Raw genomic sequence first — 24,430 nt, 5'->3', positions numbered from 1 at the left:
CCAATTTTACGGCATTGAGGGCTTAATGTCGCCTATAATTGTAATTTTACAACAAGACATCAGGCCGCCTGAACGCTGGTTACCACCGCCAGCGTGCAAGGCTGTCAGCCTTTCGCTGGCCCGGGATATTCCATACAATCCGCCAGCGACTAGTTAGCGACATCATCAAGGCCCAAGGCGACCATTTAAGGATAGCGCACGCATGTCATTGAACATTCTGGAACGACTCAAGTCGAACCCGAGCTGCCTGAGCAAGAGCGAACGCAAGGTCGCCCAGGTCATTCTCGAAGATCCGAACAAAGCGATTCGTTCCAGTATTGCCAGCCTGGCCAAGGCCGCCGACGTTTCTGAACCGACGGTCAACCGCTTTTGCCGCAGCCTCGACTGCACCGGCTTCCCCGACTTCAAACTGAAGCTGGCACAATGCCTGGCTACCGGCACGCCCTATGTGAACCGCAACGTCGAAGCCAGCGACAACGTCGAGGAATACTCGAGCAAAATTTTCGAGGCGACGATGAGCGCCATCTCCGACGCCAAACGCTCTATCGATCCCAATGCCTTAAGCCGCACCGTCGATACGCTGGCACAGGCACGACGCATCGAAATCTACGGCCTGGGCGCGTCCGGCAGCGTCGCCATGGATGCGCAGCACAAGTTCTTCCGCATGAACACGCCCTGCGTCGCCTACACCGATGTATTACAGCAGCGCATGGCCGCAGCCGCCACCAAGCCGGGCGATGTGGTGATCATTATTTCCAACACCGGCCGCACCATTGCCCTGGTAGAGACCGCACGCATTGCGCGCGACTCCGGTGCCACTGTTATCGCCATCACCCAGCCGCATTCACCGCTGGCCGAAGACAGCCATATTCTGCTCGGTGTCGACAGCCCAGAAAACACCGACATCTATACACCCATGACCTCGCGCATCGTGCACCTGACGGTTATCGATGTACTCGCCACCGGCGTCATCCTCAAACACGGCCCGGAATTCCAGAGCCACTTAAAGCGCATCAAGGCAGCACTCGCCGACACCCGCTTTAAATCAGCCGAAACCGACTGAACCTTACTGAATGGCAGTTGCGGCTATCGCCTGCCTTCTTGACCCAAATCATGTAATAAAACTACAAACTGCTGTTCAATCTGGCTGATCGGTGGCAGAATGCGGCCGCTTTGTTGTATAACGATGTAAATAAGCTACAACATAACCAGACGATCAAAGTCGACAACAGGCCGGCAAGGATCGCACAACAACAGCCAAGCTTAAGAGACGATGTCCGGCCCCGCCCGACCTCGACTCGCACTTCGAACGGCGGTGGCGCAAAAACCGCCTAATCACGCTTAGAGGAGCACAAAATGTCCAAGATACGCGTTGCGATTAATGGCTATGGCCGCATCGGCCGGAATGTCCTGAAAGCTCTGTACGAAGCCAAGCAGGACGGTAAGGACTACCCCATCGAAATCGTTGCCATCAACGATCTGGGCGACTCCAAGACCAATGCTCACCTGACCAAGTACGACACCGTTCACGGTCGCTTCAATGCCAAGGTCGATTACGACAACGAAGCGTTGTACGTCAACGGCGACAAGATCATCACCTGCTCTGAGCGCGACCCGGCCAACCTGCCGTGGGCTGAACTGAAGGTCGACGTGGTTTACGAGTGCACCGGTTTCTTCGCCACCAAGGCTGATGCCAGCAAGCACATCACCGCTGGCGCCAAGAAAGTCATCATCTCTGCACCGGGCAAAGAAGTGGACGCCACCGTGGTTTACGGCGTTAACGACAGCGTGCTGACTTCAGACATGACCGTTATCTCCAACGCTTCGTGCACCACCAACTGCCTGGCACCGGTTGCCAAGGTACTGAACGACAGCGTCGGTATCGAAAGTGGTCTGATGACCACCATTCACTCCTATACCAACGACCAGCGTCTGAGCGATGTGTATCACTCTGACCTCTACCGTGCCCGCGCTGCTGCGCTGAACATGATCCCGACCAAAACCGGCGCCGCTGCGGCTACCGGTCTGGTGGTTCCGGAACTGCAGGGCAAGTTCGACGGCCTGTCGATCCGCGTACCGACCGCCAACGTTTCTCTGGTCGACCTGAGCTTCACGGCCAGCCGCGACACCAGCGTTGAAGAAATCAACAAGGTCATCGCTGACGCCATCGCTGCCGATCCGAAACTGGCGTCTGTTCTGGCCGTTAACGAAGAACCACTGGTCTCCACCGACTTCAACCACAACCCGTACAGCTCCAGCTTTGATGCGACTCAAACCCGCGTCCAGGGCCGTCTGGTTAAGGTCATGTCCTGGTATGACAACGAATGGGGCTTCTCCAACCGTATGCTGGACAACACCGTTGCCCTGATGAACGCCAAGTAAGCCCACTTATAAGAGCCCGGACCCGGTCCGGGCTTTTTTCGTTATAATGACCCGCTCATTCGGCGGCGAAGCATAACAAGAGACTCTTCATGACGATGAGACGCACCAAGATCGTAACCACCCTGGGTCCTGCGACCGATAAGCCCGGCATGCTGGAAAAGCTGATTCTGGCCGGTGCCAACGTGGTTCGACTGAATTTTTCCCACGGCAGCGCCGATGATCACAAAGGCCGCGCTAACGCGGTTCGTGAAATTGCTGCCAAGCACGGCCGCTCAGTTGCCATTTTAGGTGACCTGCAAGGCCCGAAAATCCGCATTGCCCGCTTCAAGGACACCAAAGTCCAACTCGAAGACGGCCAGGCTTTTATCCTCGATGTCGGTTTCGACAAAACCGCCGGCGACAACAGCCGTGTCGGTATCGACTACCCGGCCCTGGCTGAAGACAGCAAGCCGGGCGACATCTACCTGCTCGACGATGGCCGCGTTAAGGTTAAGGTCGACAAGGTTGAAGGCAGCGCAGTACACACCACCGTTATTCAAGGTGGTCCGCTGTCGAACAACAAAGGCATCAATAAGCTCGGTGGTGGTTTGTCTGCCAAGGCGCTGACCGAGAAAGACAAAGAAGACATCAAGACCGCCGCTGAAATCGGCGTCGATTACATCGCCGTTTCCTTCCCGCGCAACGCCGAAGACATGAACGAAGCACGCCAATTATTGGCCGCTGCCGGTTCTACTGCGGAAGTCGTTGCCAAGCTGGAACGCGCCGAAGCCACCCTCAACCATGAAACGCTCGACCAGATCATTTTGGCGTCCGACGTGGTTATGGTTGCCCGTGGCGACCTGGGTGTGGAAATTGGCGATCCGGCGTTGATCAGCGTGCAGAAGCACATCATTAAACGCGCCCGTACTCTGGACCGCGTGGTCATCACCGCCACTCAGATGATGGAATCGATGATCGACAATCCGTTCCCGACCCGGGCGGAAGTGTTCGACGTCGCCAACGCTGTACTCGATGGCACCGATGCCGTCATGTGTTCGGCTGAAACCGCCGCCGGTGCTTACCCGGTAGAGACGGTCAAAGCCATGCACGACGTCTGTCTGGGCGCGGAAAAACACCCGCTGACCACTCAGTCACGTCACCGTGTGAACACAGAGTTCCATCGCATCGACGAAAGCATCGCCATGTCGGTGATGTACGCTGCGAACCATCTGCGTGGTGTTAAGGCGATCATCTGTATGACTGAATCTGGCGCCACGCCGCGCTGGATGTCACGCATCAGTTCCGGCATGCCGATCTATGCGATGACCCGTCACGACACCACTGCACGCCGTGTGGCGCTGTATCGTGGTGTTGAAGCGGTGCCGTTCGACATTCACAGTGTGCCCAACGATCAGATTAATCGTCTGGCCGTGGACGAACTGAAAAAACGCGACATCGTTAAAGACGGCGACCTGGTGATCTTAAGCTACGGCGATCACGAAGGCGTTCATGGTGGCACCAACACCCTGAAGATTGTCAGTGTCGGTAATATCCTGTAAAAAGGCGCACCGATAGAATTTCAGGTAACCGACGGCAGCCACCATGGCTGCCGTTTGTGCATCTAAGGGATGAAAAAAGCGAAATTTCGCTGGTAGATGTCACTTCGCCGCAGGATCCGCGCAGCCGATAAATTCGGCTAAAGTGACAACTCAAGTAACAACAAGATTTTCAACAGGCCGGTCGTCCAAAACTCAAAAAGTGCGGCGATCGTCAACCGACTCAACTCGTTGAGGATTCAACCCAAAAGGGGAAGAGGTCTGAACTTTATGGCAAACGATATCGATCCAATTGAAACGCAGGAATGGCTTGATGCCCTGGCGTCGGTCATGCGTGAAGAAGGCACCGACCGCGCCCAATTTCTGCTCAAGCGTCTGTCCGACAATATCACCCAGAGCGGCCCGGACGTTCCTTTTGCGCTGAACACCCCGTTCCGCAACACCATCAATCTGGAAGACGAGCCCAAGTACCCGGGCGATAACGATATGGAGCGGAAAATCCGCGCCATGATTCGTTGGAACGCCGTCGCCATGGTGGTTCGCGCCAATAAATCCGGCGATGACCTGGGCGGCCATATTTCTTCGTTCCAATCGTCCGCCACCCTGTACGACATGGGCTTCAACCATTTCTGGCGCGCCCCGACCGACACTCATCCGGGCGACATGGTTTACTTCCAGGGCCACATCTCGCCGGGCATCTACGCGCGTTCTTTCGTTGAAGGCCGGTTGAGCGAAGATCAGCTCGACAACTTCCGTCGCGAAGTCGATGGCAAAGGTCTGTCATCTTATCCACACCCCTGGCTGATGCCGGACTACTGGCAGTTCCCAACCGTTTCCATGGGTCTGGGCCCGATCCAGGCGATCTACCAGGCGCACGTCATGCGTTACCTGGAAAACCGCGGTGAAATCGAAAAAGGCGGTCGCGTCTGGGCTTTCCTGGGCGACGGTGAAACCGACGAGCCGGAATCACTGGGCGCCATCGCCCTGGCCGGTCGTGAACACCTCGACAACCTGAACTTTATCGTCAACTGCAACCTCCAGCGTCTGGACGGTCCGGTGCGCGGTAACGGCAAGATCATTCAGGAACTGGAAGGCGTGTTCCGCGGTGCTGGCTGGAACGTCATCAAGGTGGTTTGGGGACGGCATTGGGACAAGCTGTTCGCCAAAGATTCCAAAGGCATTCTGCAGAAACGCATGGACGAAATCGTCGACGGCGAACTGCAAGCCTGTAAAGCCCACGGCGGCGCTTACACCCGTGAACATTTCTTCGGCAAATATCCGGAACTGGCCGAAATGGTCAAGGATATGAGCGATGACGATATCTATCGTCTGAACCGTGGCGGTCACGATCCGTACAAAGTCTTCGCCGCTTTCCAACGCGCGGTTGCCGACAACAACGGTCAGCCGACCGTCATTCTGGCGCACACCGTTAAGGGTTACGGCCTGGAAGCCGGTGAAGGCAAGAACGCCAGTCACCAGCTGAAGAAGCTCGACGTCGATGCGTTGAAAGCCTTCCGCGATACTTGCGGCGTGCCGATCTCCGACGAAGACCTGGAAGCGGGCAAAATCCCCTTCTATCGTCCGGACGAAAACAGCCCGGAAATGCAGTACATCCGTAACCACCGCAACAACCTCGGTGGCTACCTGCCGATGCGTCGTCAGGAATCCAAAGAGACGCTCAAGGTGCCGACGCTGGAATCCTTTGAGTCGCTGACCAAAGACAGCGGCGACCGCGAAATTTCCACCACCATGTCGTTCGTGCGGATGATTTCCAACCTGCTCAAAGACAAGGAAATCGGCGATCGCATCGTGCCCATCGTGCCCGATGAAGCGCGCACCTTTGGTATGGAAGGTCTGTTCCGTCAGTACGGCATCTACTCGCCCAATGGCCAGCTCTATATCCCTCAGGATAAGGGTCAGGTCATGTGGTACAAAGAAGACGTTAAAGGTCAGATTCTGCAGGAAGGCATTAACGAATCCGGCGCCATGAGCTCCTGGATTGCCGCCGCCACTGCGTACAGCACCTACAACCGTCAGCTGATTCCGTTCTACGCCTTCTACTCCATGTTCGGCTTCCAGCGCGTTGGCGATCTGTGCTGGGCGGCGGGCGACCAACAGGCGCGCGGCTTCCTGATCGGCGCGACTTCTGGCCGTACCACGTTGAACGGCGAAGGTCTGCAGCACCAGGACGGTCACAGCCACATTCTGGCGGGCACCGTTCCGAACTGCGTGTCCTACGACTGCAGCTACGGCTACGAAGTGGTCACCATCATTCAGGATGGTATGAAGCGTATGGTTGAAGACAACGAAAACGTCTTCTACTACATCACCACCCTGAACGAGAACTACCACAATCCGGGCCTCGAACCACAGATGGTTGAGGGCATCAAACGTGGTATGTACTTGCTCGAAGATGGCGTCAAGAAAGGCAAGAAAGCCGTGCAACTGTTCGGCTCCGGCTCCATCATGCAGGAAGTCCGTGCCGCCGCTGACATGCTGCGTGACGACTTCGGCGTACAGGCTGATGTCTGGGCGGTGACCAGCTACAACGAACTGACACGCGATGGTCAGGACGTTGAGCGCTGGAACATGCTGCATCCGGAAGACAAGCCGCGTAAGGCCTACGTCACCGAGATGCTGGAAAGCCGTCGCGGCCCGATCATTGCCGCCAGCGATTACATGAAGAACTACGCCAACCAGATCCGCCAGTGGGTTCCCCAGTCGTACCACGTGCTGGGCACTGACGGCTTTGGCCGCAGTGATTCGCGCGCCCAGCTGCGCCACTTCTTTGAAGTGAACCGCTACTGGATTGTGGTCGCCGCCCTGAAAGCGCTGGTCGAAGAAGGCAGCGTTGAAGCCAGTGAAGTCACCAAGGCGATCAAGCAATTCAAGCTGGACCCGAACAAACCTAATCCGGTCATCGCCTGAGTCGGTTGAGGAATTGAGGAGTCATCATGGCAACTGAAATTATCAAGGTACCCGACCTGGGAATGGACGCGGCGACCATCATCGAAATCAGCGTCAAACCCGGCGATGTGATCGCCGAGGACGACACCCTGATCGTGTTGGAGTCGGACAAGGCGTCCATGGACGTACCTGCGTCCAAAGGCGGCAAGATCACTGAGATCAAAGTCAAAGAAGGCGATTCCGTCTCCGAAGGCGACGAAATTCTGTATCTGGAAGTTGAAGGCGCTGGCGACAGCCAGGCCGACGACGCTCCGGCCGAATCAGAGTCAGAGTCAGAGTCAAAGACAGAATCCAAAGCGGAAGCGGCACCGGCCAGCAAAGGCGGTGGCGAAGTGCAGGAAGTCAAAGTACCGGACATCGGTATGGATTCCGCCAGCATCATCGAAGTGCACGTCAAAGTCGGCGACACCATCGCCGAAGAAGACGCACTGGTAACGCTGGAATCCGACAAAGCCAGCATGGATGTTCCGTCTGACGTCGCCGGTGAAGTGGTCTCGGTGAAGGTCAAAGAAGGCGACGACATCTCCGAAGGCACGGTACTGATCGAAGTCAAAACCGCCGGTGGCGGCAGCAAAGAAACTGCGTCCAGCGGTGAATCAGCTCCGGCTGCAGCACCATCAAGCAGCGGTGGTGAGAAGCGCGAAGTCAAAGTACCGGACATCGGTATGGACAAAGCCAGCGTCATCGAAGTGCATGTCAAAGCCGGCGACACCATCGCCGAGGAAGACACCCTGGTCACCTTGGAATCCGACAAAGCCAGCATGGACGTACCGTCCGATGCCGCCGGTGAAGTGCTGTCGGTCAAGGTGAACGTTGGCGACGACGTCTCCGAAGGCACCGTGCTGATCGAAATCAAGACCAGCGGTGGCAGCAATGAATCGGCTCCGGCCGCCTCTGCTCCGGCTGCCAAAGAAGAATCCAAGCCAGCACCGAAAGCGGCCGCTGAAGCTCAGGCTCCGACGCTCGCCAGCGCCCACGAAGGCGAACTGACACGACCGTCGAAGAACGTTCATGCCGGCCCGTCAGTGCGCAAACTGGCACGCGAATTCGGCGTCGATCTGGCGTTGGTTCCGGGCTCTGGCCCGAAAGGCCGCATCGTCAAAGACGACGTCGCTGCCTGGGTGAAAAAGCGCATTCAGGAACCGGGTGCTGCCACTGGCGGCTCTGGAATCCCGGCCATTCCGGATCAGGACTACAGCAAGTTCGGCGACGTCGAAATCAAAGAACTGAGCCGAATTCAGCAGATCACGGCGGCCAATATGTGGCGCAACTGGGTCAACATCCCGCATGTCACCCAGTTTGACGAAGCCGATGTCACCGACACCGAAGCCTTCCGCAACTCGCTGAAACCGGAAATGGAAAAACGTGGCGTTAAGATCAGCCCGCTGGCCTTTATCGTTAAAGCCTGCGCCGCTGCTCTGGTCGAGTTCCCGAACTTCAACGTCTCGCTGATGGCCGATGGCAAACGTTACGTGCAGAAGCACTACGTCAACATCGGTGTCGCCGTCGACACTCCGAACGGCTTGATCGTTCCGGTGATCAAAGACGCCGACAAGAAGTCGATCTGGCAGATTGCCGAAGAGATCATCGACTTCGCCAAACGCGGTCGCGATGGCAAGGTAAAAGCCGACGAGATGAAAGGCGGCTGCTTCAGCGTCTCCAGCCTCGGTGGCCTGGGCGGCACCGCCTTCACGCCGATCGTCAACGCGCCGGAAGTGGCCATCCTCGGTGTCTCCAAAAACCAGGTAAAACCCTTCTGGACCGGCAAAGAGTTCGTACCGCGCACCTTCACACCGCTGTCGTTGTCGTACGACCACAAAGCCGTCAACGGTGCCGACGCCGCCAAGTTCACCACCTACCTGACTCAGGTACTGGCGGACGTTCGTCGACTGGTGCTCTAAACCGGCGTTTTACGCTCGACACAAAACCGGCCTCTGGGCCGGTTTTTTTATGGCTGGAAAATTACTGCAACTTCGCAAAGCGCCCCGGTGGCGTGCCCACATGGCGACTGAAAGCGGTGCTGAACGTACTGGCGGAACCGTAACCGACGCGCTGCGCCACTGTGGCGATGGCGCTATCCGGACGGCGCAACAAGTCTTTGGCCAGCGACATGCGCCAGGCCAGCAGATATTCCATCGGCGGCACACCGACCGCGCGGCTGAACCGCTCAAAAAAGGCCGAACGCGATAACGCCGCCGTGGCCGCTAATTCCTCGACCGTCCAGGAGCGGGCCGGATCAGCGTGCAGCGCGCGCATCGCCACTGCCAACTTGGTATCTGCCAAACCCCGCAACAAACCCACCGGTGCATTCTCCGCCGAATTGGCGCGCAGCGCTTCCACCAGCAACACCTCCACCAGATTGCCCAGTACGTGTTCTCGCCCTGGCCGTTGCGCCAGCGACTCGTCCCGTACCAGCTGCACCAGGGTCGCTAACCGCGATACATCACGCACGTGCAGCAAGGTCGGCAACAGAGACACCAGCAAGGACGCATCCTGGGAACCAAACACAAAGCTGCCACCGAGCATACGCACCTCGGCCGGCCCGTCCTGACGACCATGGCGGACTTCACCCTGAGGCGACGGCATCAATTTCGGATCAACAAAGGCAGGCTCAGCAACCTCATAGCCAGACATCACAAAACCCGGCGTCGCCGGCATCAACACAAAGTCGCCGGCAACCAGTTCGATTTCCGGCTGACCGTCCACCTGCAGCCGACAGCGCCCTTCCAGCACCGCACTGAAACTCGGCTGTTCAAAGGCGGCGTAACGCACCGCCCAGGCACCCGCGCCACTGATGATCTTGCTGAACACGGCGCGCGGTTGCAGCAGATTGATGACTTCGGAGAGTGGATCGACCATAACCGGACTCTGGCAAATTAATTACGGACTTTGGATCGTAGCAAGTCCTGACCCTGCTGACTATCGTATGGCCATCCAACCAACAGAGGACACTCAAGATGAAAACCGTACTGATTACCGGCTGTTCATCCGGCTACGGCCAGGAAACGGCGCACTACTTTCACGACCAGGGCTGGCAGGTGATCGCCACCATGCGCACACCGCGCCCGGAGCTACTGCCGCAATCGCCGCGGATGCGCGTTATTGCTCTGGATGTCACCGATCCGGCCAGCATCACCGCTGCGTTGCAGGAAGCCGGTCCCATCGACGTGCTGGTCAACAACGCCGGTCTTGGCCTGTTCGGCGCGTTTGAGGCCACGCCTATGACCACGGTGCGCGACATTTTCGAGACCAACACCTTCGGTGTCATGGCGATGGTTCAGGCCGTTCTGCCGCAGTTTCGCGAGCGACGCAGCGGCGTAATCGTCAACGTCACCTCCAGCGCAACGCTGGCGCCCTTCCCGCTGGTGGCGGTTTACACCGCAAGCAAGACCGCCATCGAAGGCTTTACCGAATCGCTGGCATTGGAACTGGCCGACTTCAATATCCAGGTCAAACTGGTCGAACCGGGCTACGGCCCCTCCACCCAGTTTGCTGCCAACGGCGCCGAGCGCATGGCCGGTCTGGTTACCGAACCCTATGCGCCCTTTGCTGAACAGATCTTCGCCAGCTTTGGGGTTTCGTCAGTGGTTACCGAAGCCATCGATGTTGCCGAAGGCGTCTGGCGCGCCAGCACCGACACCACCAGCAAGCTGAGGTTCCCGGCCGGGCCGGATGCGGTAGCACTGGCGGCAGCTAATTAAACCGCTGAACTAATGGTCGTCTCCCATAAAAAAACCGGCGCAATGCCGGTTTTTTTCTTGCGTGCTTCAAGGCTGTAAATCATTTATCAGTCGGCTCATACACCCGCACAAACACCTCAGCCGTTACATCCAATGACGTTAATGCCGCCACCCTCGCCTTCCCCTCGGCCGGGGCGCGATAACCGTGGGGTGTCATCGCCAGTAAATCCTGTATCGCCTGGGCGTTGTCGAGCTGGAAGCGGTAACTGACTTCGTCCTCCTCAACCAACTGAAAACCGTCCAGTGTCGGCGCTTTGGGCGATTCTGGGCCATCCACTTGTTCGTACAACACTTCGCGCAATTCACGCAGATGCGCCGGTCCCGGATCGACCTGTATCAGGCGGCCGCCGGGTTTCAGTACGCGGGCAAATTCGCTGGCGACCGGAAACCCAAAAACGCACAACAACCGATCCAGGCTGGCGTTTTGAATCGGCAGGTGCGCATTGGTACCCACCACCCAGGTCTCACGCTTATCCTGTTTCGCCGCAGCCAGAACGGCGTCCTTGGAAATATCGAGCCCGGCCATCTTCACTGGCATCGAATCCGGCGCCCATTCGGCCAACTGACGCAGGTAATAACCTTCACCACAGCCGGCATCGAGGATCGTGAAATCGGTATCCGGCAGCGGGCTTGGGCGGCACAACCGGGCAATTAATTCCACCACTGGCTGATAATGCCCAGTCGCCAGAAAGCGCTGGCGGGCGGCGACCATGGCCTTGGAATCACCCGGATCTTTGGAGCGTTTGTGCTGTACCGGTAGCAGGTTCACATAGCCCTGGCGCGCCTGGTCGTAGCTGTGGCCCTGCGGGCAGACCCAGCGGTTGTCGTGCTTGGTTAACGGCTCGCCGTCCAGCGGACAGGCCAGCTCCACAAAGGGTTCGATGGGCATGCTAACGCCTTTAAATAAGATGCCTTTTCAATGACGGCCTCTGCACGGCCCCTGGCTTGCGTTACCATGGCGAGCCGATAAATCATCAGGGTGCACTGAGGAATCAGCGATGCATATTACGGTATTTTGCGGCTCCAAACCTGGGTTGGACCCGGACTTTATTCGGTCGGCGCGCCGGCTTGGCGAACGCATGGCGCAGCGCGGTCATGATCTGGTTTATGGCGGCGCCAAGGTCGGGCTGATGGGCGCGGTGGCCGACAGTGTTTTGGCTGGCGGCCGCGAGGTGATCGGCGCCATTCCCAAGGCGCTGGTATCGAAAGAAGTCGCCCATGATGGCCTGACTCAGTTGTACGTGGTCGACACCATGCATCAGCGCAAAGCCATTCTGTCCGGCGAAGCCGATGCCTTTATTGCCCTGCCCGGCGGCCCCGGCACCATGGAGGAATTATTCGAAGTCTGGACCTGGCGCATGCTGGGTTATCACAGCAAGCCGGTGGCGCTGCTGAATTTAAACGGTTATTACGACCCACTGCTGGCGATGATCGATCGCATGATCAGCGCTGAATTCGCCTGGTCCGATCTGACCACAAGTCTGATCGTCGCCGATGACATCGATGACCTGCTCAACCGACTGGAGGCGGCGCGATGATGCAGCGGTTTGTGACCTTCTATCAGACACTGCTGGGTTTATCCTTGCTGGTTTCATTGCTGGAAGTGTTGCTCAGCGAGGCGACGCGACCCTGGTGGGGCGTCATCATTGCGGCGGTGCCGATGGCGTTGCATTTTACCTTGCGGTTATCGTTCAAACCCCGGCCACGCAAGCGATGGCTGATGCCGCAGCAGGTCTTCACCCTGGGCGGACTGGGGTTGACGGTCAACCCGGAAGTGATTGAACAACCGTCCTGGCTGGCAACGGCTCTGGCTACCGCCCTGGTGATCTGTCTGTACGTCTATCTGTTCAAGGTGTGGCGGGCGGACCCGCCGGAGCAAGAGGACTGACGCAGCGAATTAACGTAACCTTTTAACTTAACGCAACAACAGCAACGGCTTATTTGCGCGCAGCAGCATCTTCACCGTCAGACTGCCCAACACCAGATCGCGCAGCCGGGTGTGACTGAACGCGCCCATCAAGGTCAGGTCGATATCATGCTCGGACTGATAGCGCACCAGCTCTTCACTGGGTTTGCCATCGAGCGTCACTGCGGTGACATTCAAGCCCGCTTCACGCAGCTTTAAGGTCGCCGCCTGCTGCAACGCCTGAGCCGTGGCCGGATCTTCGCCCACGGTCACCAGATGCACTTCCAGGCCGGTAAACAGCGGCCGGTTGGCGAGCATCTCCAGCGCCTTGCCCGAGGCATCGCTGCCGTCATAAGCCAGCATGACGCGCTTGGGTTCCTGGAAATCATTATTCACCACCAGCACCGGCTTGTGCAGCGAGCGCAAAATACTTTCCAGATGGCCGCCGAGATGACGGTCATCGTCGCCGCGTTCTTCGCCACGAATGCCCAACACCAGCACGCGGATGTCGTCTTCCAGCTCGATCAGCGATTCGGTCAAACCACCGTGACGCTGCTTCATTTCCGACTCGACCACGCCGGCCTGTTGCAGCCGGTCACGCGCCGCGTTCAACATCAGCTTACCCTGCTCCAACATCAGGCGGCTGCGCTCAGCTTCGACGTCGGTCAGTTCCTGCATCAAAGTTTCACGACTGCCCAGACCAATAGCGCCGCTAAGATCACTCGGTACCACCGCCGGGCCCTGCTCTAAATTGTGCAGCAGCTGCACCGGCGCCTGAGTGCGGCGATGAATCCAGGCGGCGTAATCGCACACCGCCGCGCTGAACTGGGACGCGTCGATGCAGGTTAAAATTTTGCCATTCTTGTTGTTATTGTTGATGTCATTGGCCATCAGTGGGCTCCCAATACCTTGTCGATTTCATCGGGTTTGTCGTGTACGCCAAAACGGTCGACGATGGTTTCGCTGGCCTCGTTCAGACCAATCACCTCGACCTGCGCGCCTTCGCGACGGAACTTGATCACCGCTTTATCGAGCGCGCCAACCGCAGTGATGTCCCAAAAATGCGCGCGTTGCAGATCGATCACTACCCGGTCAACCGCCTCTTTGTAATCGAAGGAGGCGATAAATTTCTCGGCCGAGCTGAAAAACACCTGGCCGACCACGGCGTAGCGGCGGGTATCGCTGTCGGCATCGTAATCCGACCGCACGTACATAAAATGACCAACCTTGTTGGCAAAGAACAGGCTCGCTAACAGTACGCCGGCGAGCACACCATAGGCCAGGTTGTGGGTCCAGACCACCACCACGACGGTTACGATCATCACCAGGTTGGTCGACAGTGGCAGCCGTTTCAAATCGCGCACCGAACCCCAGTTAAAGGTACCGATGGACACCATGATCATCACCGCAACCAGCGCCGCCATGGGAATCATCGACACCCAGTCTTTCAAAAACACCACCAGCAGCAATAACACCACACCGGCGATCAGCGTCGATAAACGTCCCCGGCCACCGGATTTCACGTTGATGACTGATTGACCAATCATGGCGCAGCCGGCCATACCGCCGAGCACACCAGCACCCAGGTTCGCCAAACCCTGAGCCTTGCATTCACGATTTCGGTCGCTGCTGGTATCGGTGAGGTCATCGACAATGGTCGCGGTCATCAACGATTCCAGCAAACCGACAACCGCCAGGCTGGCGGAATAAGGAAAAATAATCGCCAGCGTTTCAAAATTCAGCGGCACTTGCGGCCATAAAAACACCGGCAGTGAATCCGGCAACTGGCCCAGGTCACCGACGGTGCGAATGTCCAGATCCAGCCAGATCGCCACACCGGTCAAAAACAAAATAGTCACCAGCGGCGACGGAATCGTTTTGTTCAGATAGGGGAAGCCATAAATGATGCCCAAGCCGGCGGCAGTGACCGCGTAGACATGCCAGGTCACATTGGTCAGTTCCGGCAACTGAGCCATAAAGATCAGAATCGCCAGCGCATTGACGAAGCCGGTCACCACGGAACGCGACACAAAGCGCATCAGTGAACCCAGCCGCAAATAACCGGCGATAATTTGCAGCACGCCGGTTAACAAGGTGGCTGCCAGCAGATACTGCAGGCCGTGATCTTTCACCAGCGTCACCATCAGCAACGCCATGGCGCCGGTGGCCGCTGAGATCATGCCCGGTCTGCCGCCGGTAACAGCGGTGATCACCGCGATACAAAAAGACGCATAAAGGCCGACTTTCGGGTCGACACCGGCGATGGTGGAAAAGGCGATGGCCTCGGGAATCAGCGCCAGGGCGACGACGATACCGGCGAGAATATCGCCACGCAGATTGCCAAACCAATCCTGGCGGCGGGAAAGAAACAGCATGCTTACCTCATTTGGGTCGGTTAGCGCACTGCATCATAATCGTTCGGTCAATGGGTAACCGGCAGGCGCGCACGGAGCGCGCATCATAGCGGCTGTGACGGTGATGACAAGGCCAGAGCCTGCCCGGTCAGTCGCTCAAGCGAACGGCGGTACCACTGACGCTGACCATCATCATGCTGCCGCGATCACCGACCACTTCGTAATCGATATCAATGCCGACAATGGCGTTGGCACCCAAGGCCGCAGCCCGCTCTTCCATGTCGGCAAAGGCGGTTTCGCGCGCTTTACCCATTTCGCGCTCGTAAGCGGCCGAACGACCACCGACAATGTCGCGAATGGCGCCGAATACGTCTTTAAAAATGTTGGCACCGAGAATGGCTTCACCGACGACGATGTCGAGATAATCGACAATGGGACGGCCTTCTACGGTATTAGTGGTGGTTTTCAGCATCCTAACGTCCTTGATTATGAGTTATGAGGAATGGGCAATAAGGCGTCAGCCAGACTAGCAGAACCCAAGTCAGTGGCATCGGCCATTGGTCATTTCAAACGATGACTCAAATGGACACTCAACGGATATTGCCCTGTCATAAAAAACCGCTAGGGTGGACAGTGGTCGCAAAAAAACTGACCAGTCGTTCAAATGAATGGAACCAGGTGTCGGCGCTCTTGTGACAGAGAATTCGGCGGAGTGTGACTACACACTCCGCTGTTGCTGGGGAGAGCCAGGGATTCTGCCAATCAACGAACTGAAACTGAGGGAATTCCATGAACAACAAACTGCCGATTCTGGCCTTGGCGACGCTGCTCGCCAGTGCCACAGCCCAGGCCGATCTGATTTTCAGCGAGTACATTGAAGGCTCGTCCAACAACAAAGCGTTGGAACTGAACAACACCGGTTCAAACGCTGTCGATCTGTCGCAGTACCGCATCGAACTCTATTCCAACGGCAATACCAACGTGCAGAACCAGCTGACGCTCAGCGGCACGCTGGAAGCCGGTGGTTTCTATGTTATCGCCAATAGCCAGGCGACCAGCGCCATTCTCGACCAGGCCGACCTCACCGCCAGCGTCACCTTCTTCAACGGCAACGATGTGTTGTTGCTGAAACAAAACGGCACTGTGGTCGATCGCATTGGCGAGTTGGGCAACGACGACTATTTCGGCGGCGAAGTCACCCTGGTGCGCAAAGCCGGCATTACTCAGGGCGACCCTCAGTACAACACCCCCTTCGACCCCAGCATCCAGTGGGACAGCTACCCGCAAGACACCTTCGCCTACCTGGGTGATGGTGATAGCGATCCGGGTGATGGCGAGCCAACGTTGGCGCAATGTGGTGATGAGATGACCGCCATCTCTGCCATTCAAGGCAGCGGCAGCGAATCGCCCTTGCTCGGCCAGTCGGTGGCCATCGAAGCCATCGTCGTGGCGCAACTGCAGAACGACAATCAGCTAAGCGGTTTCTTTGTGCAGGAAGAAGATGTTGATGCCGATGGCGACCCGGCCACCTCCGAAGGCCTCTTTATCTATGCCGACACCCCGACCGTTTCTGTTGGCGACAAAGTCGTCGTCAACGGCCAGGTCGATGAATACTTCGGTTTGACCCAGCTGAATCAAATTGCCGGCATCGACATCTGCGCCAGCAACCAAACGCTGCCCAGCGCCGCCAGCCTCAGTCTGCCGCTGAATGACCGTGATGAACTCGAAGCCGTCGAAGGCATGAGCGTCGCCTTTAACCAGATACTGACCGTGAACGAGGTTTATCAACTGGGCCGTTATGGCGAATTTATGATCGGCAATGGCCGTCGCTATATTCCCACCGAAGTGGCCGAACCCGGCGCTGCGGCTGAAGCGGTAGTCGAAGCCAATGCTTTGAACTCACTGATCGTCGAAGACGGCATTTCCACCCAAAACCCGGACCCGGTCATCTTCCCAGCGCCGGAACTGTCGGCCTACAACAGCCTGCGCATCGGCGACACTCTGGCCAGCCTGAACGGCGTGATGACTTACGCCTTTAGCGCCTACAAGGTGATTCCGACCAGCACGCCGGTGTTCCAGGGCACCAACCCGCGCACGCTCGAACCCAGGGCCACTCCCGACGCCGATCTGCGCTTAGCCAGTTTCAACGTGCTCAACTATTTTAATGGCGATGGCATGGGCGGCGGTTTTCCAACCGAGCGCGGCGCCGAAACGCCGTTTGAACTGGAACGCCAGCAAACCAAACTGGTTGCCGCCCTGGAAGCGCTCGACGCCGATGTCATCGGCCTGATGGAAATTGAAAACGACGGCTACAGCGCCGACAGTGCCATCGCCCAACTGACCGACGCCCTGAACGCCACCCAAAGCGCTGGCAACGACTACGATTACGTCGTCCCGGGTGTCAGCCAGATCGGCAGCGATGTCATCGCCGTTGGTCTGCTGTATCGGCCGGAGGTGGTATCGCCGGTTAACCTGGCGCAAATTCTCGACAGCAACAGCTCACCGCTGGACGATGAAGGCGAACCCTTGTTTATCGACGATCTAAACCGTCCCGCTTTGGCGCAAAGCTTCGAGCACGCTGCCAGCGGCGACCGCTTTACGGTCGTGGTTAATCACTTCAAATCCAAAGGTGACGGCGACTGCGCCGACTACAACGACTGCGCCACCGGCGACGGCCAGGGCGCCTATAACATTGCCCGCACCCGCGCCGCCCAGGCCATGGCCGAATGGCTGGATAACAACCCAACGGGTGTCGTCGACAGCGATGTACTGATCATGGGTGACCTTAACGCCTATAGCATGGAAGACCCGATCCAGACCCTGGCTGACGCCGGTTACGCTTCGCTGAAATCCGCTGGCGACTACTCCTATGTCTTTGACGGTGCAGCGGGCAACCTCGACCACGCCTTAGCCAGCCGTTCACTGGCCGACAAAGTGCTGAAAACCCAGGACTGGCACATCAACACCGACGAACCGCTGGCACTGGACTACAACACCAACTACAAATCGCCGGCTCAGGTGGAAAGCTTCTACGCACCGAATGCCTACCGCTCGTCAGACCACGATCCGGTAATTGTCGATGTGGCCATGAACGCCCCGCCCGTCGCCAGCTTCCGCGTCTTTAAAATTCTGTTCTGGTATCTGTTTATCAGCGACAGCCAAGACCCGGATGGCTACCTGACCGACCAACACTGGCAGGTCGGCAACCTGAGTTTCCACGGCAGCTGGAAACTGCTGTCGATTGGCCAGGTTAAGCGCCAGCCAGGCAACGAGGTCACCCTGACGGTCACCGATAACAGCGGTGCCACCGACAGCCTGACGCAGCAACTGCCAAGGCACTGATCTATAACTCTCGGGGTCGTATCCACGGCCCCAAGTTCTATGTCTATTTCATCACCAAACAGTCACAACTCTCTCGTCCCGCTGTCATCCGTCCCCCTAGCGCATCACCTAAACCGTGCAATGCGCCTTGAATGCCTGCAAAAACGTGCTTCACTCTTAAATCAAACGATAAACCCTATGCCATTGGCCTGATGAAGGTAAAAGTTATCTTGGTGACTCATTAGCCACCACAAAAGCGCATACGCCAATTTACGTGAACGCTAGTTAGGTTACCGAATGTTATTAAATGAGGTGGCCGTTAGCTGACAATATCACGCCGATATGTGGATTTTTTAATTAAATTCGATAGGCGTGAAACCACTTACTGACAAATGGACTACGCTCATTATGCGATGTAGACGAAATAGAGGTGTAGTGAAGGTTACTGTTTAGAGCGTTTCAGATGAGATGACCCTAGAAACCGAAGACAGTAAACCCGCATTTGAATTTCCAGTGGTGTTTGATAGTCGCTTCCTCTATGAACTTACCGCATTGGGAAATCCACTGGTCATCTTTTTTAACAGTGTAAAACCGCCATCCAGCGATAAGATCGAACGACCCAAAGGCACATAAAGACACACATTCTTTGCAGCTGATCTTGATGGCTTAAAAGTAAACAAGACTCACATAAAGGTTACTACCATGTTAAAAAACCTGTTAGCAAAAATATCAGGTGGTAAGCAAGTAACTATCGCCAAAGATGATTGGATCAATACTCAAGGTCAACTCGACGCCTTATCTCGCTCACTCGCCGTCATTGAGTTTGACTTAAATGGCAATATTTTAATGGCCAATGACAACTTCTTGAACGCTTTAGGTTATTCGTTAGAGGAAGTTAAAGGCCAACACCACAGCATTTTTGTCGATAACACCTACCGCAATAGCCAGGAATACAAAGATTTTTGGGCTAAATTGCGTAATGGTGAATTTCAAAGTGGTGAATACTGTCGCTACTCGAAAAACGGTCAGCCAGTCTGGATTGAGGCCAGCTACAACCCTATTTTTGATGCCAACAAAAAACCCTATAAAGTCGTTAAATTTGCCACTGATATCACTGCGAAGAAACAACAAACTAGCGATTATGAAAGTCAACTAGCAGCCATATCCAAATCTCAAGCGGTCATCTCATTTAAACTGGATGGCACCATACTTTCAGCAAACGACAATTTCTTAAACGCTCTTGGCTATACGCTCAATGAAGTGCAAGGCAAACATCATCGTTTGTTTGTCGATTCCGAATACCAAAAATCTGAGGAGTATCGCAACTTCTGGGATAGCCTCGCTAAGGGCGAACATTTTGTCGGCCGTTTTCCGCGCGTTCATAAAAACGGTAAAGTTATTTGGATACAAGCCAACTATAGCCCTATTTTTGACGCAACCGGTACGCCTTACAAAGTAGTGAAATTCGCCACGGATATTACGGCTGAAGTCGAAGCTGAACAACAGCTTCAACTGACCGTTAGCCAGGTGAATACAGCCATTAATGCCGCGGTTAATAATGACCTTACCCAACGAGTGTCAACGGCAGACAAATCCGACATGATGCTCAGTATTTCAGAAGGCGTAAACTCACTGCTTGATACCATGACAGAGATCATCGTCAATATTAAAAATGCATCTGATGCGGTGTATAACGGTGCTCGCGAAATCTCCAATGGCAACACAGACCTTTCTAACCGCACTGAGCAACAAGCTTCCAGTCTGGAAGAAACAGCGTCTAGTATGGAGGAGCTAACCACGACTGTTCGCCAAAATGCCAACAATGCCAAAGAGGCTAACAACTTGGCATCCAACGCAGTAACAATCGCTCTGGATGGTGGTCACTTAATAGAAGACGTGGTGAAAACCATGGCCTCCATCAATGAATCCTCACAAAAAATTGCGGATATCATTGGCATGATCGATGGCATTGCTTTTCAAACCAATATCCTGGCACTTAACGCTGCGGTTGAGGCTGCTCGAGCGGGCGAACAAGGGCGAGGCTTTGCGGTTGTTGCATCGGAGGTAAGAACCTTAGCGCAACGCTCAGCGAATGCGGCAAAAAACATTAAAGATCTCATTTCCGAGTCAGCGGGGAAAATCAACAATGGCAATGAGCTAGTCAATAAATCCGGTGACACCATGCGAGAGGTCGTGACTGCGATCAAGCAGGTCAATGACATTATGACTGAGATCGCCAGCGCCTCTGCAGAACAATCATCCGGGTTGGATGAAATCGATAAGGCCGTCAGCCAAATGGATGAAATGACTCAACAAAACGCCGCCCTTGTTGAAGAAGCTGCAGCGGCCTCTGAAAATCTATTAAGCCAAGCAGATTTATTAACCAAAAATGTAAACCGATTTGTACTGACCGAGAGCGACCATACTGCTCACAGCATTAAACCCACAGCGCCTACTAACGCCAACAAATCATCACCTAAACACGCTTCTGTGCACCCATTAACATCCAACACTATCGCGATTAACAGGCCAAAACCGTCACTGCAACCTCAACTCGATGATGACGAGGATAGTTGGGAGAATTTTTAGCCCGGTGAATACTGGCATAGATGTCATCGCATTCATCAAAGCGTCATGATGCTGTCACCCTAGCTTCATCCGCCCAGCCTAGCCTTGGCCTAACTCTGCCATGGGAGACTGAGCCATGACCCAACGTCGCGTTCGCGCTGTGTTCATATCCGATATTCACCTCGCCAACCCCAACAGCCAGGTGGATTTGCTGGCCGACTTTCTCAACAACACCGAGACCGACTACCTCTATCTGCTCGGCGACATCGTCGACCTGTGGAAGCTCAGCACCCGCAAGGGCCGCTGGCACAAGCATCACGAAAGCATCCTCAAACTGATTCTTGCCAAAGCCAAAAGCGGTACCGAAGTGGTCTATGTACCGGGCAATCACGATCCGTTTTTCCGCCACTTCGCCGATACGCACCTGGGCCCGGTGCGCGTCGAACACGAAGCCATTCATACCGCCGCCAGTGGTGAACGCTATTTGCTGCTGCACGGCGACCGCTTCGACGACGATATCTACTGCGGACATTTCTGGTGGCACATCGGCGAATGGGCTTATGAGACCGTGGTCACCCTGAACCGTCACCTGAATCGGTTGCGCTCCTGGCTGGGTAAATCTTATTGGTCGCTGCCCGGCGCACTGAAAATGCGATCGAAAAAAGCCCGCGCCTATATCGAAAGCTTTGAAGAAAAGGTCATCCACTACGCCCGTGAGCAAGGCGTTCAAGGCGTCGTCTGCGGCCACATTCACCAAAGCAAACTGCGCATCAACGATGGCTTTGTTTACGCCAACGATGGTGACTGGGTAGAAAGCTGCTCCGCCCTGCTCGAACACCAAGATGGCAGCCTGGAACTGCTCGAAGTCCCCCACGCTCAAACCGGAACCCACTTGCATCCGTCGCCGACCTGGCAAGCGCCAAACAACCAACCTATCGCTCACAGCTGATCTACGGCCATAAAAAAACGCGCCCTAGAGCGCGTTTTTTTTATTCTTTAGTCTTCAGCCACCACTGTTGGCTGACCGGTCCGAATCTTCAATCGGTGCGAAATCTTCATCGCTCAACTCCGGCGCATCCAGCGCTTTATAACTCGCATCCAGGCGTTTCATCGACTTGCAGATGGAATTGATGCGTTCGTCCTGGGCATGAATGTGATCGAGCAAGGCTTTAATGGCGTGGGCCGTCGGGTCGGGCATCGAGGAGACGCCGTAGGCATCGAAACCCATTTTGTCGGCCATGGCTTTTTGCTGTTCGCTGAACGGCAGAACCTTTTCTCCACCCTGCTTAACGATACGACCAGGCACGCCCACCACCGTGGCCGATTCCGGAACTTCCTTGGTCACTACGGCATTAGAGCCGATCCGGGCATTGCGGCCGACAGTAAACGGGCCGAGCACCTTGGCGCCGGCGCCGACGATAACGCCGTCTTCTAACGTCGGGTGCCGCTTGCCTTTTTTCCAACTGGTGCCACCCAGGGTGACGCCCTGATAAATGGTGACGTCGTCGCCGATCTCGGCGGTTTCACCAATCACCACGCCCATGCCGTGGTCGATAAAGAAGCGACGACCGATCTTGGCACCGGGATGGATTTCGATGCCGGTCAGCCAGCGGGAAAATTGCGACATCCAGCGCGCCAGCGTTTTCAGGTTCCAGTTCCACAACCGATGGTTCAGCCGGTGCAACAGCAGCGCATGCAGGCCCGGGTAGTTGAGCAGTACTTCGAACCAGTTGCGGGCGGCGGGGTCACGGTCGAAGACGCTTTTAATGTCTTCCTTCACACCATTAAACATGATCAACGCTTCCTCAGGGATTTATCGACCTGGGTCAAAAAGCCACGCAGGATATTGGCTTCCACTTCATCGGGTTGGGCCCGCAGTATTAGCCTGCGCACCTTATTCATCAAGGTTCTCGGGTTAGTGGGGTCGAGGAAATCGACTTCAACCAGCGTCTTCTCCCACGCCTGGAACAGCCCTTCCAACTGATCGGCATTGGCCGGTGGCTGATCCCACTCCACGCCCCAAGGGCCAGCCGGACGCGGTTCCTGGTCCAGCGAACGCATGCGCAGTTCGTACGCCAGCACCTGCACCGCCTGCGCCAGGTTCAGCGAGGAATAATCCGGGTTGGCGGGAATGTTCACATGATAATGACAACGCGCCAGCTCTTCGTTGGTCAGGCCCGAACGTTCGCGGCCAAACAGCAAGGCGATTTTCGAACCGGCGGGATGATCGGCAATTCGATCAGCCAGTTGGCGCGGGTCGAGCATCGGCCAGGGCAGCGACCGCGAGCGCGCCGAGGCGCCAACCACTAAGCCGCAATCGGCGATGGCGTCATCGAGGTTTTCGACCACCCGGGCGTTTTCAAGCAGATCCTGAGCGCCGGAAGAACGCGCCGTGGCTTCTTCCGACGGGAATTCTTTGGGCGACACCAGCGCTAAATCGCTGAGCCCCATGGTTTTCATGGCGCGGGCAGCAGCGCCGATATTGCCGGAGTGAGAGGTGTGCACCAGCACCACACGGATGGCGCTGAGGTCCAACTCCGATGCTGGGTTAGTGGAAACGGTGGCCGATTGCGGCTCGGACATGAAAAAAACTTCCCGAAGCTATTAAAGAAAGAGGCGAATGCCGCTATTATACGCGCCCTTTTTCCGGAAGGCTGCCCCAGGCGTGTTACCTCGCCAAGGTTGGCAGCTTCCAGAACGCTGTTTAACAAACCCGTCCTTGCGGCATGCCTCAACCCTGCGTCGGCCTGCGCGTTTCTGTCTAATCTGAAACGCTGGCCCGATTGCGCACGGTTGGGCCGTCATATGAGTGAGAAGTAAGCCTATGCAACCGATCGTAACCATTGCCCTGCGCGCTGCGCGCGCTGCGGCCGACAAACTGAGCTACACCCTGGCCAACATCGACTCCCTGACGGCGGAAGGCGACAGCCGTGAGACGGTGTTCAGCAAAGCCATCGAAGACGCCGCCTGGCGTGCCCGCAAGGCCATCCGCAAAGCCCACCAACGCCACCACATCGACTGCCTGCAAATCGGCCGCGATGAAAGCCGTGATTACGACGGCGAATCGGTCTGGCAGATCAACATCATCAGCGGCGAGACCAACTACCGCACCGGTTACCCCGGCTACCTGATCAACATCAGCTACTTCCGTGCCGACCGCATCGAAGCCGTGGCCCTACTCGACCCGGCCAGTGGCGACGAATACGGCGCCATGCGCGGCCGTGGCGTGCAGTTGAACGAGCGTCGCGTGCGCGTCGCCGGTGGCAGCCTCGATAAAGCCATCGCTGGCTTCGAAACCCGCGACTTCGCCACCAGCGCCCAATGGGCCGAGCGCGTTGCCGGTGTGCGTGTTACGGGCTGTGGTTTGCTGAGCATGGCCAACCTGGTTGCCGGTCGCCTGCAACTGGCGTTCGCCGACGATCTGAACCCGGTCGATTTCGCCGCTGCCAGCCTGTTGCTGCAGGAAGCCGGCGCGCTGTCGGGTGATCGCACAGGCGGCCCGGCCAGCATCAAAAAAGGCGAGTTGCTTGCCGCTGCACCGAAAACCTTCAAGCAATGGCTGGCGGCGCACTAAGCCCGACTGGCCAAAAGTCACGACCACCCAGCTGTTCACGGAACTGACCAACGGTCATGTTATAGTCCCCTGCTTATTTAGCG

General features: G+C 56.5%; 19 protein-coding genes. 12 read left to right on the top strand and 7 right to left on the bottom strand.

Going from position 1 to position 24,430, the window contains the following annotated elements:
* The first annotated feature begins 202 nt into the window (after positions 1-202).
* From hexR to aceF, 5 genes are all read left to right on the top strand, one after another.
* Positions 203-1,063 carry a transcriptional regulator HexR gene (gene hexR / locus ABMA60_RS16315; RefSeq protein ID WP_392805271.1) on the top strand — a complete coding sequence of 287 codons (861 nt, stop codon included), beginning with the start codon at positions 203-205 and terminating at the stop codon, positions 1,061-1,063.
* Positions 1,064-1,356: 293 nt separating this feature from the next.
* Positions 1,357-2,382 (top strand): type I glyceraldehyde-3-phosphate dehydrogenase, encoded by a 1,026-nt coding sequence (gene gap / locus ABMA60_RS16310; RefSeq protein ID WP_392805268.1) that lies wholly within the window; start codon positions 1,357-1,359, stop codon positions 2,380-2,382.
* A 95-nt stretch (positions 2,383-2,477) separates the two neighbouring features.
* On the top strand, positions 2,478-3,920 hold the full coding sequence (pyk, locus tag ABMA60_RS16305; protein WP_392805315.1) for a pyruvate kinase: 1,443 nt from the start codon (positions 2,478-2,480) through the stop codon (positions 3,918-3,920).
* Between the two features lie 267 nt (positions 3,921-4,187).
* Complete coding sequence (gene aceE / locus ABMA60_RS16300; protein ID WP_392805265.1) at positions 4,188-6,845, top strand: pyruvate dehydrogenase (acetyl-transferring), homodimeric type; 2,658 nt, start codon at positions 4,188-4,190, stop codon at positions 6,843-6,845.
* 26 nt (positions 6,846-6,871) lie between these two features.
* Complete coding sequence (aceF, locus tag ABMA60_RS16295) at positions 6,872-8,785, top strand: pyruvate dehydrogenase complex dihydrolipoyllysine-residue acetyltransferase (RefSeq protein WP_392805262.1); 1,914 nt, start codon at positions 6,872-6,874, stop codon at positions 8,783-8,785.
* 61 nt (positions 8,786-8,846) lie between these two features.
* Here the strand turns inward: aceF and ABMA60_RS16290 are convergent, their stop codons facing one another.
* Complete coding sequence (locus tag ABMA60_RS16290; RefSeq protein WP_392805258.1) at positions 8,847-9,743, bottom strand: AraC family transcriptional regulator; 897 nt, start codon at positions 9,741-9,743, stop codon at positions 8,847-8,849.
* 98 nt (positions 9,744-9,841) lie between these two features.
* Between ABMA60_RS16290 and ABMA60_RS16285 the strand changes: the two genes are divergently transcribed.
* A complete protein-coding gene (locus tag ABMA60_RS16285; protein WP_392805256.1) occupies positions 9,842-10,585 on the top strand; it encodes an SDR family oxidoreductase in 744 nt (247 codons plus the stop codon).
* 79 nt (positions 10,586-10,664) lie between these two features.
* Here the strand turns inward: ABMA60_RS16285 and ABMA60_RS16280 are convergent, their stop codons facing one another.
* Positions 10,665-11,513, bottom strand: coding sequence for a putative RNA methyltransferase (locus ABMA60_RS16280; protein ID WP_392805252.1), 849 nt, complete (start codon positions 11,511-11,513; stop codon positions 10,665-10,667).
* 109 nt (positions 11,514-11,622) lie between these two features.
* Between ABMA60_RS16280 and ABMA60_RS16275 the strand changes: the two genes are divergently transcribed.
* Together ABMA60_RS16275 and ABMA60_RS16270 are read left to right on the top strand one after the other, a co-directional pair.
* Positions 11,623-12,162, top strand: a complete 540-nt coding sequence (locus tag ABMA60_RS16275; RefSeq protein ID WP_392805250.1) for a TIGR00730 family Rossman fold protein — start codon at positions 11,623-11,625, stop codon at positions 12,160-12,162.
* The gene (locus ABMA60_RS16270; protein ID WP_392805247.1) at positions 12,159-12,512 is read left to right on the top strand and encodes a hypothetical protein; all 354 of its coding nucleotides are present in this window, start codon (positions 12,159-12,161) and stop codon (positions 12,510-12,512) included. Before ABMA60_RS16275 ends, ABMA60_RS16270 begins: the two co-directional genes overlap by 4 nt.
* Before the next feature lie 27 nt (positions 12,513-12,539).
* On the opposite strand, the gene ABMA60_RS16265 is transcribed toward ABMA60_RS16270, so the two are convergent.
* The 3 genes from ABMA60_RS16265 to ABMA60_RS16255 all read right to left on the bottom strand — a co-directional run bounded on the left by ABMA60_RS16265 (position 12,540) and on the right by ABMA60_RS16255 (position 15,356).
* Positions 12,540-13,421, bottom strand: coding sequence for a universal stress protein (locus tag ABMA60_RS16265; RefSeq protein ID WP_392805245.1), 882 nt, complete (start codon positions 13,419-13,421; stop codon positions 12,540-12,542).
* Positions 13,421-14,905: a SulP family inorganic anion transporter gene (locus tag ABMA60_RS16260; RefSeq protein ID WP_392805243.1), complete on the bottom strand. Its 1,485-nt coding sequence runs from the start codon at positions 14,903-14,905 to the stop codon at positions 13,421-13,423. The genes ABMA60_RS16265 and ABMA60_RS16260 overlap by 1 nt, the downstream gene beginning before the upstream one ends.
* 127 nt (positions 14,906-15,032) lie before the next feature.
* A complete protein-coding gene (locus ABMA60_RS16255) occupies positions 15,033-15,356 on the bottom strand; it encodes a heavy metal-binding domain-containing protein (protein WP_392805241.1) in 324 nt (107 codons plus the stop codon).
* A 317-nt stretch (positions 15,357-15,673) separates the two neighbouring features.
* Between ABMA60_RS16255 and ABMA60_RS16250 the strand changes: the two genes are divergently transcribed.
* From ABMA60_RS16250 to ABMA60_RS16240, 3 genes are all read left to right on the top strand, one after another.
* Positions 15,674-18,226, top strand: a complete 2,553-nt coding sequence (locus tag ABMA60_RS16250) for an ExeM/NucH family extracellular endonuclease (protein WP_392805238.1) — start codon at positions 15,674-15,676, stop codon at positions 18,224-18,226.
* 681 nt (positions 18,227-18,907) lie between these two features.
* Positions 18,908-20,794: a methyl-accepting chemotaxis protein gene (locus tag ABMA60_RS16245; RefSeq protein WP_392805235.1), complete on the top strand. Its 1,887-nt coding sequence runs from the start codon at positions 18,908-18,910 to the stop codon at positions 20,792-20,794.
* A gap of 115 nt (positions 20,795-20,909) precedes the next feature.
* A complete protein-coding gene (locus ABMA60_RS16240; protein WP_392805232.1) occupies positions 20,910-21,722 on the top strand; it encodes a UDP-2,3-diacylglucosamine diphosphatase in 813 nt (270 codons plus the stop codon).
* Between the two features lie 54 nt (positions 21,723-21,776).
* On the opposite strand, the gene cysE is transcribed toward ABMA60_RS16240, so the two are convergent.
* On the bottom strand, positions 21,777-22,565 hold the full coding sequence (cysE, locus tag ABMA60_RS16235) for a serine O-acetyltransferase (protein ID WP_392805230.1): 789 nt from the start codon (positions 22,563-22,565) through the stop codon (positions 21,777-21,779).
* A gap of 2 nt (positions 22,566-22,567) precedes the next feature.
* Positions 22,568-23,356, bottom strand: coding sequence for a tRNA (cytosine(32)/uridine(32)-2'-O)-methyltransferase TrmJ (gene trmJ, locus ABMA60_RS16230; RefSeq protein WP_392805227.1), 789 nt, complete (start codon positions 23,354-23,356; stop codon positions 22,568-22,570).
* A 241-nt stretch (positions 23,357-23,597) separates the two neighbouring features.
* On the opposite strand from trmJ, the gene ABMA60_RS16225 reads away from it, so the two are divergent.
* Positions 23,598-24,347: an inositol monophosphatase family protein gene (locus tag ABMA60_RS16225; RefSeq protein WP_392805224.1), complete on the top strand. Its 750-nt coding sequence runs from the start codon at positions 23,598-23,600 to the stop codon at positions 24,345-24,347.
* Positions 24,348-24,430 lie beyond the last annotated feature (83 nt).

The sequence above is a fragment of the Saccharospirillum sp. HFRX-2 genome (assembly GCF_043196805.1).
Classification (GTDB): Bacteria; Pseudomonadota; Gammaproteobacteria; order Pseudomonadales; family Natronospirillaceae; genus Saccharospirillum.
This window is presented reverse-complemented; position numbering and strand designations above follow the sequence as displayed.